Raw genomic sequence first — 13,151 nt, 5'->3', positions numbered from 1 at the left:
ATGAGTGAGTTTTGAATGAGTGAATAAATAAATAATGATTGAGTTTTGAATGAGTGAATAATTAAATTTCGAAGGAGTAAGTTTTGAATGAGTGGATTGGTATCCAAATATATTATTTTCAGTCAGCCATTTCAACATTCAATCAATCAATCAATCATTCTCTAATCTCTAATTCAATCATTACTTAACATAATGAATGATTGAGTTTTGAATGAGTGAATAAATAAATTTCGAAGGAGTAAGTTTTGAATGAGTGGATGGGTATCAAAATATATTATTTTCAGTCAGCCATTTCACCATTCAATCAATCAATCATTCTCTAATCTCAAATTCAATCATTACTTAACTATAACAGAGCCCAGGAACTTTGAAATTTCCCTTTCTACACCTTTAATTACACCATAACGCTGCATTAAAATCATCTGGTTATCCTCGTTCTTTTCTTCTTTAATCTCTTTTAACAAGTTCAGCAATATTTTTTCGACTTTACGTTTTTTCAGGTGAAAAATACCGCCCAAAATGGTGGCTTTTAAATTCATCGATTCATCTTTAACATAAATCAGGTGTTTGTTTAGCCAATTTTCACTTAAAGCATACTCTGAGGTGGAAAGTGTGATGGCCAGATCAGCAATTGTCCTATCCTCGTGTTTAACAAAATGGTTCGATGTGGGTAAACGTCCGTTATCGATTTCCGATTTATAATAATCGATAATCCTTTTACAAAGCGGATCATCAAATTCAACATCGGCAAGGTTCTGCAAAATAAACGGACCGATATACATGTCGTCAATCTTGTCCCAGTTTACAAATTCATGTCCGTAAGCTAATAACAACCGGATAATCTCTTTCTCCTGAAATTCCTCTTCTTCTACCGGTTCGGGCTCGTAGCCCCCAGGACCAGCGCTATCATCCCATAAATCATCTGGCGGACCAAGTGGCTCCGGCGCACCAGAGGAATAAGGTTTAGGACTCGATGATGGATTTGCACGTTGATGGTTATCGAAGCTTTTCTTAACCTTTGCTGAGCGCATTTTATTGAGCTCACCTAACAAAATATGCTCATCAATTTCGAGTAAGCTGCTGCACTCGCGGATAAAAACGGAAGCCTTGATCTGATCGGGAATCTTTGCAATACTTTCTACAATATCGCGGATAATGCCTGCACGTTTGATGGGATCGTTGCCGGCATCTTTAAGCAGCACATTGGCTTTGTATAATATAAAATCTTTTCTGTTCTGCTCGAGGTAAGTTTTAAAGGCCCCGGCACCAACGTGGTGCATGTAAGAATCGGGGTCGTGACCATCGGGGAAGGAAACAATTTTTACGTTCAATCCTTCTTCCAGAATCATATCTAAACCACGAAGCGAAGCTTTGATACCCGCAGCATCGCCATCAAATAAAATGGTAATATTCTGGGTAAAACGCCCGATTAGTTTGATCTGCTCTACAGTTAAGGAAGTACCCGAAGAGGCCACTACATTTTCTATTCCGGCCTGGTGTACCGAAAGAACATCGGCATAGCCTTCGGCCAGGTAACAGTTATCAAGATCGCGGATGGCTTTTTTGGCATGAAATAAACCATAAAGCACATTCGATTTATGGTAAATTTCACTTTCGGGCGAGTTTACGTACTTGGGAACGTTTTTATCGGTTTTTAGTGTTCTGCCACCAAAACCAATAATCCTCCCCGTAAAGTTATGGATAGGAAACATTACACGACCGCGAAAACGATCGTAAATTTTGCCATTATCGTTTTTAATCGATAATCCGGTAGCTTCTAAAAACTCTAATTTATGACCTGCATTTGTAGCGCTTTGTGTTAACGCATCCCAAACATCAGGCGAATAACCCACTTCGAACTTTTTAAGGATATCTTCCCGAAAGCCACGTTCTTTAAAGTAACTTAGGCCAATACCCCTGCCCTCGTCGGTTTCCCAAAGCTGTTTTACAAAAAAAGCACTTGCGTACTGCGAAACAATATAGAGGCTTTCTTTAGCACTTTGTGCTTCGGCATCCTGCGGACTAAGTTCGGTTTCTTCAACTTCTATATTGTATTTATTGGCTAAAAATTTAAGCGCTTCGGGATATGAATATTTTTCATGATCCATAATAAAGCGCACCGAATCGCCTCCTTTACCACAGCCAAAGCATTTGTAAATGCCTTTGGTTACGGATACGTGAAAGGAAGGTGTTTTTTCGCCATGGAAAGGGCAATTACCAATTAAACTGGTTCCGCGTTTTTTTAAGTGCACAAAATCCCCAACTACCTCCTCAATACGGGCGGTATCCATTATCTTATCTATTGTTTCGCGGTTTATCATACTCATTATTGTCCGTCATTGCGAGGAGGTACGACGAAGCAATCTATTTTTCTATTTTATTTTTAAACTATTAATGCCGTGCAGGAAAGATTGCTTCACTCCACCACACAATCCTTTGCTTCAGTTCGCAATGACGCAGCAAAGATCGTCATTTCGAGGAGGCTTTTTCTGCCGACAGCTTGTCCCGAATTTTGGAAGCACCTTTAATGCTTTTATTATTTTTTCAATCTATATTCCAAAACTGGAAAGATTGCTCCACCACACAATCCCCCTTCTTCAGTTCGACTGCCCAAAGTCGTCATTGCGAGGAGGCACGACGAAGCAATCTTTTTTGCTATTTTTATTTTAATCTGTTGTTACCTGCAGGAAGATTGCTTCACTCCATCGTACATTCCTCTTCTTCAGTTCGCAATGACGTCGCAAAGATCGTCATTGCGAGGAGGCTTTTTCAGTCGACAGCTTGTCCCGAATTTTCGGGGAAGTAATCTTTTTGCTTTTATTTATTTTGATCTATTATCGCCTTGCATGAAAGATTGCTTCACTCCACCACACATCCCTAGCCTCAGTTCGCAATGACGACAGAGAAATTCTATTACTTTACCAAAGGCAACAACTGGTCGGCGACCAATTTATTGCCGGTTTCGTTCAGGTGTACTCTATCAACGGTTAAAACACCTTTTTCTTTATCTTCTGGATTATTTTTTGCTTCATAGTCGGCAAAAATCTTTCTTAAATCGCATACAGGAAGGTTGTTTTTTGCAGCCAATGTTCTGATACCTTCAGCATATTTATTCAGGTCGGCATCTAACTCATTCGTACCGTCTTTTTTCTCGCCCACCACAGATGGGGTTACCAATACCACTTTGCTGCCCACACCTTGAATTTTATTGATCAAAGCCTGATAGAACTTTAAATATTTATCATAATCGGTTCCGGTGTGTGATGATTGTTTGTGCCAAACATCGTTAATTCCCACATAAATCACCACTAAATCGGGTTTCTTGTTTAAAACGTCATCTTCTAAACGCAGGTAAAGATCGTACACTTTGTTCCCACCAATACCTGCACCTATTACATCGTATTTGGTAGAATCGAGCGATTTTTTAATCAGGGTTACATAGCCGTTTTTAGAAACGCCCTGCTGGGTAATCGAATCGCCGAAAAAGATAATTCTTTTTGGTTTAAATGTCATTGAGGTTAACACAATTAAGCAAAAGCTTAGTAAAATACTTGTTTTTAATAGGGTTTTCATCGTTTATAATGGTTAGGTTATTTTTTATCGGTCTTTTTAAAATCAAGGTCCTGAAAATCGAAACTAAAATCGGTTAATGGCGAAATGGCTTCAATTTTAAAACCATCGGCCGAAGCATTGTTATCTAAACTAAAATTTACGAAAGCGTCGGCATCCAAACTTCTGTCGTACCATTTTACAATAAAGGTATTGCCTTTATAATAGGTCATATCACCTTTCAGTTTTGGCGCATTTTTAGCCTGAAAATGCATTTTGCCATTTACTTCGCTAATGGTTACTTCTCCAAACCACGAATCGCGGAAAGTGCCGTAGTAATTTTTAGCATCAGGTTTTGTGGTCGATAATTTTTGCTGAGCAGCAATATCGTTCCAAACTTTCGCAACCATTTCATCGGCCTGTTTTTCGTTCCGCAGCCTGTTATCGTTATAGGCTTTAATTCTATCCTGACCTTTGATTCCCAGGTAGCCATCTTTGATCGAGTTGGTAATGGCATTAAAAGCAGCACCCGATTGCTGATTGGTTAATACGATGATACCGAGTTTTAGCTCTGGTAAAATGGTAACCTGCGTAACAATTCCAGATAAGCCACCGGTATGGGTCGCCTGAAAATTACCATTCACGTTACTCAGAAACCAGCCTAAACCATAGCTGCTGAAAGCTGCCGGATTACCACCTGCAATAAGGGTCTGCGGGGTCCAAAGTTCTCTTGCCACGGCAGGACTGAACAGTTTTTTATCCAGGGTTTCTCCATATTTGCCACCATTGATCATAGCTGTTACCCATTTGCTCATATCGGTAACATTAGAATAAATTCCACCGGCTGCATTGGCAATTTCGCCAAAGCTTAAACCTACAGGAAGTAATTTACCTTCGTAAGGTGCATGACCATCAATTACATTCGATTTATCTTTTAAGCGGTACCAGGAAGCAGCAGTTTTAGTCATGCCCAATGGTTTAATGATCCTGGTCTCAATAAAATCTTCATAGGTAATGCCTGAAACTCTTGCCACCACTTCGCCGGCAACAATATACATCAGGTTGTCGTAATCATATTTGGTACGGAAAGACGAAACCGGTTTTAAATAACGGAGGTTATGGATTAACTGTTTTTTATCAACGGTTGATGAATCGGGCCAGATCATTAAGTCGCCGGCACCCAAACCTAAACCACTGCGGTGTGTAAGCAGATCGCGGATGGTAAACTCGCTGGTTACATAGGCATCGTACATTTTAAATTCAGGAATAACATCGGTTACTTTGGTGTCCCAGGTGATTTTCTTTTCATCAACGAGCATACCTAAAGAAGCCGCAGTAAAAGCCTTTGTATTGGATGCCACGCCAAAAAGGGTATTTTCATCAACCTTTTTATTGGTTTTGATGGAACTTACGCCGTAACCTTTTAAATGAATAACCTTACCATCTTTAATTACAGAAACGGCGATTCCGGGAACATTAAAAGTGGTTAATGTTTTTTCGACTACACTATCAATCTGTTTTGAAGTGAGTACCTGTGCATGCACCTGGATACCCAAAAACAGCAATATAGTAATGGATATTTTAAATTTTAACGAAGAAAAGAGTTGCATATTTATGGGTTTAAATAATCGTTTAAAGATAATACCTGAATTCGATTAATATTTATTCAGAAGGATAAAATTTCCTTTACCAAACCAACCCTGAAATAAATTCAGGGTGACGATAAGCATTAGTTTAAATGTTACTTGCCTTTTTCGAGTTTGTAATCTTTATGCACAATTAAAAAACTTGCCCGTTCTTCTTTTTTGAAAGGATAATCCCAGTTGCCCTGATAGGTAATTTTGGTTGGTAATTTATCTTCACCAAAATAACCCATTTCGATATTCATCTGTACATCAAAATCGAAAAGCATATTGCTGTATTTCATGTCGACATATCGACCGAGGATATTAAAATTACGTTTATCAAAAATGGTTACCAGCTCTTTAATCATGATGCCATCTTTTGTCCAGCTGCTGAGATCGGGTTTTACCGAAACTTTAAAACGGTACACGGGAATAGAATCTAAATAAGTGCCACTGGTGAAACCATAATCGTAATACTGGCGCATATTGGCCGAAAATATCTCGGTTTTACTTCCAATAAACGGAACCTTTACAGGTCGGCCGGGATTAAAAATCAATGTTTTCAGTTTATCTTTATAACTTTCGTTTGTTCCGCCTTTTCCATCTGGTTTGGGTGCATTTGGCACGAAATCGGTATTGTAGGCATTCATAAAAATGTAATCGAACATTTCTACAGTGTACAATTGGTATTTACCGTTCTTTTTATAAATTTTCCCGGTATCCTGTTTTACCAGGTATTCCATTTTGTAGGGGCCACTATTGTTATGCCTTATTTTACGATATATTTTGCCATCAACCTTGTTCTTTTTATCGTAACTGTAAATCCTGTTCTCGGCAATAAAAGTATAACGTTTCATATCCCTGAACGACTGATAAAAGGAAGTATCGTACATGATCTTCCTGATAAAAGTTTCCACATTCAGTTTTTCAGCCTTAATATTTACGGTAGAATCGAGCGTAATGGTTTTGATCGTATCCGGGTTGAAACGCTTGATTTCCTGAGTAAAACCCTGTTGAAAGAATGGGATTAACAGTAAATACAGAAATAATTTTTTCATGGAAGAAATAGTAAAATGGAAGATGGAAAATGGATGATGTGAGATGGAAAATGGACGATGTAACTTAAACCTTCCATTTTCCATCTTACCTTTCAACATCTTCCATCCTAATTACCTAGTTGTTTTAAAGCGATGTAGGCCATCAATCCGGTCGAGATTTTCAAGGCATCTTCATCCACATCAAATCGTGGCGTATGTACGGAATATTGTGTGTCTTTAGCGGCATTTCCGGTGCCTAAACGATAAAAGCAGGCGTCTGTTATCTGCGAGTAGAAAGAAAAATCTTCAGCCGCCATCCAGATATCTAAATCGACTACATTTTCTTTACCTAAAAAATCTTCGGCAAAGACCCTTGCGTTTGCGGTTAACTTTTCTTCGTTAATCAAAAACGGATATCCACTGTGAATATCAAAATCGCAGCTTCCGCCCATACTTTCGGCAATGCCTTCGGCCATTTTTTTCATGCGTTTATGCGCTTCATCTCTCCATTCTTCATCTAAAGTCCTGAATGTTCCTTCAATCTTTACTTCGTTCGGGATAATGTTGGTTGCACCGTTTGCAATTACTTTACCAAAAGATAAAACTGAGGGGATTCGTGGATCGGCGTTGCGGCTTACAATTTGCTGCAAGGCAATAATGATGTGCGAAGCGATTACAACAGGATCGATATTCTGGTGAGGCTGTGCACCATGACCACCTTTTCCGGTTACGGTAACATATAATTCATCGGTAGAAGCCATATAAATGCCTGAACGGAAACCTACTTTACCGGCATCGATCATCGGCATCACATGCTGACCAACAATATAATGTGGTTTTGGATTTTCGAGCACACCTTCTTTGATCATGATGCTTGCTCCACCCGGTAACAATTCTTCAGCAGGCTGGAAAATCAGTTTAATGGTTCCGCCGAAATCATCTTTCATTTGATTTAGGATATAAGCAGTTCCTAAAAGAGAAGAAGTATGCACATCATGTCCGCAGGCATGCATTACCCCATGATTTTTAGAACGGTAAGGTTTATCGTTTGCTTCGTGGATAGGTAAAGCATCCATATCGGCACGCAAGGCAATAACATTATCAGATGGTAAATTTCCTTTAATTAAACCCACTACGCCCGTATTGGCGCAATCGGTATATTCGATGCCCCATTTTTTTAATTTATCCTTGATGAATAAAGAGGTTTCGAATTCTTTAAAAGATAATTCCGGGTTGGCGTGGATATGTTGACGATAGCCTACTACATCGTTAAAAATGTTGGCGGCAAGTTCCTGTATTTTATTTTTGATCATTGGTTGTTGTGGTATCTAAACTTGGTGCATTAATTTTTTCCCTGAAAATAAACAATGTTGGGAAAGATGGTCTGAGTTCGTTAATAAGGCGTTGTGCCTCCAAGCGGCTTCTAAAATCGCCCACCCGAACGTAGTAATTAGGTTCTTTATAAGTGAGGTAGGTATTTAACTGCGGGTATAGTCCTTTAAAACGGGCCTGCTGGTTAAAAACTTCGCGCCGGTCTGATCCGTAAAAAATCTGCACCCGGTAACCATATGCAGAAACAATGGGTTTACCGGGTTTTACCTCACCTGAAGTTTTATAAACTTCGAGCCGTTTGGCAATTAAACTATCGATTAAAGGATCTTTTATAACGGTTACTTCACCTTTTTGTGCAAAAGCAGTTATGGCAAGAAACAAACAGAATATAAAAGTAATTGTGGTTTTCATCAGCAAAATAATTGGCATTTGGAGAGCAGATCAACCTGCTCACTTCTTCTTAACAACAAGAATGCCGAAATCGTTGCAAAAATCGGCATTCTTTATGGGTTAAGCAAATCGTTATTATTTGGGAAGAAAATCTTAAAGGGAATAAGGATTAGAAACCTTTATTTGCGGTATCTTTTCAAAGTCTTTAGCATTTCTTGTAATGAGCGTAAGTTCATTCACAATAGCTGTTGCAGCAATTATTGCATCTGGTAATTTTAGGCTGTAAGATTTGCGAACCTCTACAGTTTGATTCTTAATTTCCTGGTTTAATTCATACACATAAGAATCTTTAATAAAGCTTCTTAATATGAGTAAATCGTTTTCAGCGGCAGTTTTCCAGCAAAGAAGTTCAATTTCAGTGATCGCAGAAATGGCAGGCTGATTGGTTGATACAATATTATCAATAAACTTTTCAGCTGTTGGTGTAAATTGCCTTTGAAGGAAATAGATTACAGTGTTCGTATCCCAAAGATAATTTATTCCCACTCGTTCCGTATATTATTTAATTGTTCGTCAACTTCAGAAATTGGCTGTTTTTGCATCGCCCCTTTGTATTTTGAGATTAGATCATTACCAAATACATCTTGCACATCAGAATCTCTTCTCAAACGAATAACTTTAAGTAATTCTAAATCTTTTAAAAGATCTAATGCTTTATCGTTTAAAATATCAAGTGTTACAGTTCTCATACTCAAAAATACTAAAAATATAACTTGATATCAACAATATACGTTTTGTTGCTTCACCTTACTTTTATCAAAACAAAATAATATACTTCATTAGATCTCTCCGCTCCACTGCGTTCCGGTCGAGAGGACGACTCTGCTTCATTAGATCTTTTTGATCAAAAAAAAGCCAGATTCCTTTCGAAACCTGGCTTTTGAATCATTTCCACTAAAAAAATTAATTAATTCGCTTTCTTTGGTTCTAATGTAAATTCGTACACTTTCGGATCGTATTTCATCATTGCGCCTGTAGCAGCATCAACTGCAAATCCAAGAACAAATAATACATTTACCACAGATACAGCATTAAAAGTGGTTTGGGGCTGGAATGTTTTGGTTTCGTAACCATCGAGTTTTAAGCTGATGGTTTGCCCGGTAAATCCTTTTCTCAAGGGCACAGCCATAGGTGTAACACCAGCCTTAACCCCATCTACTTCGATAGTAGCGGCCGGAGGATTGGAATTGATTTGAACGTTTTGTTTTGTACCGGTAAAAATAGTGGCGCAGCTCGAAAGCAGCAATGTCGCTGAAACAGCAGCAACGTTAAAAATTCTTTTCATTTGTGTGTGTGTTTGTGTGTGTTCTTACTCTTATGGCTTTTCAGTTACGCCCCGTTTTTATGGTTTCCAGACTCCATTTTATTTATCACCAGGAAACTGCCTGCCAGTTTCGAATTGACCCAACCGGATATTAAACAGTGTATCTTTTAACCACTACGGTATGTAAAATCTACGTCATTAAATATAGGAGTTAATTTGAGAATTAAAAATTTAGTTACAAAAAAAGCCCCGACAAAAAATGTCGGGGCTTAGTATGCTACGATGGACTAATTTATAAATTAGCGCCGTGGCAGTTTTTGTATTTTTTGCCGCTACCACATGGGCAAGGCTCATTTCTGCCAATGGTTGCTTCTTTACGGATCGGCTGTTGTGGAACGGCTTCGCGTGTATCACCAAACTCGATACCCGGCTCTTCCCTGCCAAATTCCTGTTTAGTGGTTTGCAACTTTGGCTGTTTAACCGGAGCTGGTGCTTCTCTAACCTGATCGGGTTCTTGCTGAACCGGAATACCGCCTTTATATAAGAAACTTACTACTTCTTTATTTACCGCATTAAGCATGTTTTTAAATAAGTTGAACGCTTCCATTTTATAAATCACCAGGGGATCTTTTTGCTCGTAAACGGCGTTTTGTACTGATTGTTTCAAATCGTCCATTTCGCGTAAATGCTCTTTCCAGCTATCATCAATTAAGGCCAGAACGATGGTTTTCTCGAATGAACGAACCACCTCTTTTCCTTTATTATCAATGGCTTTCTTTAAATCAACAGCTACCTGGATGCCACGGATACCATCGGTAAACGGCACTACAATCTGCTCGATATGAGATCCACGCTCTTCGTACACCTGAGTTAAAACAGGTAATGATTGTTGAATGATCGCTTCTGATTTACGTGCATAAAATGCTTCAGCTTCTTCAAATAACTTTTCAGTTAACTGAGGGATGCTGGTTGAGGTAAATTCTTTTTCGGTGATGGCCGTATCTAAAGAGAAGTTTTTAATCACCTCCAATTTGAAACCATCGTAATTACCTTCCTGTTTATATTCGCTAACAATATCTTCGGCAACATCAAAAACCATGTTGTTCATATCCACATCCAAACGTTCGCCAAATAGCGCGTTTTTACGTTTAGCGTAAATTACAGTACGTTGTGAGTTCATCACATCATCGTACTCTAATAAACGTTTACGGATACCAAAGTTATTTTCTTCTACTTTTTTCTGTGCACGTTCGATTGATTTGGTAATCATAGAATGCTGGATCACTTCACCATCTTCGATACCCATACGCACCATGATACCAGAAATACGCTCTGAACCAAATAAACGCATTAAATTATCTTCTAATGAAACGAAGAACTGAGATGAACCCGGATCGCCCTGACGACCAGCACGACCACGCAACTGCCTGTCTACACGACGAGACTCGTGACGCTCGGTACCTACAATGGCTAAACCACCTGCTTCTTTAACACCTGCGCCTAATTTAATATCGGTACCACGACCGGCCATGTTGGTTGCAATGGTTACAGTACCTGCCTGACCAGCTTCGGCAACAATATCTGCCTCTTTCTGGTGCATTTTAGCGTTCAATACGTTGTGTTTGATGCCACGCAGTTTAAGCATACGGCTTAATAACTCGGAAATCTCTACAGAAGTGGTACCCACCAATACCGGACGACCGGCTTTTGGCTCCAGTTGTCCTGTTTGAGGATTAACTGCAGGAATTAAACCACCTTTAGCATCCAATTTAGGTACGGCCCTGCCTATCTGATCGTATTTAATAACCGGCTTACCATCTTTTTGCTTCACGTTACCTTCTTTATCCAATTCATATTCTGTTTCGTAATGAGAATATGGGAAAACAAGGTATTGTATCTCTTCGGCAACGGCATTATATTTTTCTCTAACGGTACGATAAACATAATCCTGCTCGTCATTTCTGGAGATATTTCTGTTGGTTGGAATTTCGACCACATCTAATTTATAGATTGACCAAAACTCGCCGGCTTCTGTGGTTGCAGTACCCGTCATACCGCAAAGTTTGTGGTACATACGGAAGTAATTTTGCAGGGTTACGGTTGCATAAGTTTGTGTGGCATCCTCAACCTTTACATTTTCTTTTGCCTCAATGGCCTGGTGTAAACCATCTGAGTAACGGCGGCCATCCATAATACGGCCGGTTTGCTCATCAACAATTTTGATTTTTCCTTCGTCGATGATGTATTCTACATCAATTTCGAACAAAGTGTAAGCTTTTAATAACTGGTTTACGGAGTGGATACGCTCTGCCTTAACAGAATAATCGCGCATTAAAGCATCTTTTTGGATTACTTTTTCTTCTAAAGGAAGATCAGATTTTTCTAATTCGGCAACTTCAGTACCAACATCAGGCAATACGAAGAAATGTGGATCTTCTCCTGACTGGGTAATTAGTTCGATACCTTTTTCGGTTAATTCAACCTGGTTGTTTTTCTCATCAATATAGAAATACAGTTCAGAATCTACCTTAGGCATATTCTTAGACTGATCTGCCATGTAGTGGTTTTCTGTTTTCAATAACAAACCACGAACACCACTTTCGCTCAAAAACTTAATTAACGCTTTATTTTTTGGTAAACCACGGTAAGCACGTAATAAGGCTAAACCACCTTCACCCTCTTCGGTACCACTGTTACCTGCATTGATTAGTTTTTTAGCTTCGTTTAAAGCTTGTGTAACATAAGCTTTTTGCGCATTAACCAAACGCTCAATACGTGGTTTTAACTCATAAAATTCGTGTTCATCTCCACGTGGAATCGGACCAGAAATAATTAAAGGGGTACGGGCATCATCAATCAAAACTGAATCGACCTCATCCACCATGGCAAAGTGCAGTTTGCGCTGTACCAACTGATCTGGTGTTTGCGACATATTGTCACGCAGGTAATCGAACCCGAACTCATTATTGGTTCCGTAGGTAATATCTGCAGCATAAGCTTTTCTTCTTTCTTCAGAGTTTGGCTCATGTTTATCGATACAATCAACCGTTAAACCGTGGAATTCGAATAACGGACCATTCCACTCACTATCCCTGCGTGCAAGGTAATCATTCACCGTAACGATGTGTACACCTTGTCCGGCTAATGCATTTAAATAAGCTGGCAAGGTACTCACCAGTGTTTTACCCTCACCGGTAGCCATTTCGGCAATTTTACCGCTGTGCAATACAATACCACCAATTAACTGTACATCGTAATGCACCATGTTCCAGGCTACTTCCGTTCCGGCAGCATCCCATTTATTGGCCCACTGTGCTTTATCGCCAATTATTTTTACGTTATTTCTACGCGCTGCATATTCCCTGTCGAACTCGGTTGCAGTAACCTCTAAATAGTCGTTTTCGCTTAAACGGCGTGAAGTTTCTTTTACAACGGCAAAAGCTTCCGGAAGGATTTCCAAAAGTACTTTTTCCAATTCTGCATCGCGGTCTTTACCTAATGCATCAACCTGATCGTAAATAGCCGTTTTTTCGTGAAGATCTAAACTATCACTTTCTGCATCAGCTTTTAAAGCTGCAATTTTCCCATCAATCTCGCTTAGGAAAGCAGAAATTTTCTCTTTAAATTCTATTGTTTTACCACGTAACTCATCATTGCTTAACGCAGACAGTTTACTGTAGTGTTCGTTAATTTTAACAACCAATGGCTGAATAGCCTTTATATCTCTTTCTGATTTACTTCCGAAAACCTTCGCTAAAAATCCTAACATTATAATATTTTAAATCGTATTTATTATTAAAAAATGGAGTGTTACAACAACTAAGCCATTGTCTTTATTAAGTCAGTTTGGCAGCTGTTAGTATAAATGGGGGGCAATCTTATAAAGATTTATTT

General features: G+C 39.0%; 10 protein-coding genes. All 10 read right to left on the bottom strand.

The window, feature by feature from the left end:
- Positions 1-338: 338 nt before the first annotated feature.
- Positions 339-2,321, bottom strand: a complete 1,983-nt coding sequence (gene dnaG, locus ACTJKC_RS10745) for a DNA primase (RefSeq protein WP_440792241.1) — start codon at positions 2,319-2,321, stop codon at positions 339-341.
- Between the two features lie 592 nt (positions 2,322-2,913).
- Positions 2,914-3,513: an SGNH/GDSL hydrolase family protein gene (locus ACTJKC_RS10740; protein ID WP_440791781.1), complete on the bottom strand. Its 600-nt coding sequence runs from the start codon at positions 3,511-3,513 to the stop codon at positions 2,914-2,916.
- 77 nt (positions 3,514-3,590) lie between these two features.
- Positions 3,591-5,159 carry a serine hydrolase gene (locus tag ACTJKC_RS10735; protein ID WP_440791779.1) on the bottom strand — a complete coding sequence of 523 codons (1,569 nt, stop codon included), beginning with the start codon at positions 5,157-5,159 and terminating at the stop codon, positions 3,591-3,593.
- 131 nt (positions 5,160-5,290) lie between these two features.
- The gene (locus tag ACTJKC_RS10730; protein ID WP_344852081.1) at positions 5,291-6,232 is read right to left on the bottom strand and encodes a hypothetical protein; all 942 of its coding nucleotides are present in this window, start codon (positions 6,230-6,232) and stop codon (positions 5,291-5,293) included.
- Positions 6,233-6,339: 107 nt separating this feature from the next.
- Complete coding sequence (locus ACTJKC_RS10725) at positions 6,340-7,524, bottom strand: M20 metallopeptidase family protein (protein ID WP_440791777.1); 1,185 nt, start codon at positions 7,522-7,524, stop codon at positions 6,340-6,342.
- Positions 7,511-7,954 (bottom strand): SPOR domain-containing protein, encoded by a 444-nt coding sequence (locus ACTJKC_RS10720; protein WP_440791775.1) that lies wholly within the window; start codon positions 7,952-7,954, stop codon positions 7,511-7,513. The genes ACTJKC_RS10725 and ACTJKC_RS10720 overlap by 14 nt, the downstream gene beginning before the upstream one ends.
- A 132-nt stretch (positions 7,955-8,086) precedes the next feature.
- Positions 8,087-8,479 carry a type II toxin-antitoxin system VapC family toxin gene (locus ACTJKC_RS10715; RefSeq protein WP_344852084.1) on the bottom strand — a complete coding sequence of 131 codons (393 nt, stop codon included), beginning with the start codon at positions 8,477-8,479 and terminating at the stop codon, positions 8,087-8,089.
- Positions 8,470-8,682 (bottom strand): hypothetical protein, encoded by a 213-nt coding sequence (locus ACTJKC_RS10710; RefSeq protein ID WP_344852085.1) that lies wholly within the window; start codon positions 8,680-8,682, stop codon positions 8,470-8,472. Before ACTJKC_RS10710 ends, ACTJKC_RS10715 begins: the two co-directional genes overlap by 10 nt.
- Positions 8,683-8,900: 218 nt before the next feature.
- Positions 8,901-9,278 carry a PEGA domain-containing protein gene (locus ACTJKC_RS10705; protein ID WP_344852086.1) on the bottom strand — a complete coding sequence of 126 codons (378 nt, stop codon included), beginning with the start codon at positions 9,276-9,278 and terminating at the stop codon, positions 8,901-8,903.
- Between the two features lie 271 nt (positions 9,279-9,549).
- The gene (locus ACTJKC_RS10700) at positions 9,550-13,026 is read right to left on the bottom strand and encodes a preprotein translocase subunit SecA (RefSeq protein WP_440791772.1); all 3,477 of its coding nucleotides are present in this window, start codon (positions 13,024-13,026) and stop codon (positions 9,550-9,552) included.
- Positions 13,027-13,151 lie beyond the last annotated feature (125 nt).

Origin of the sequence: Pedobacter sp. 22226, assembly GCF_052045455.1 — a bacterium.
GTDB lineage: Bacteria > Bacteroidota > Bacteroidia > Sphingobacteriales > Sphingobacteriaceae > Pedobacter > Pedobacter jeongneungensis.
The sequence above is the reverse complement of the archived record's forward strand: the minus strand, read 5'-3'. Positions and strand labels throughout refer to the sequence as shown.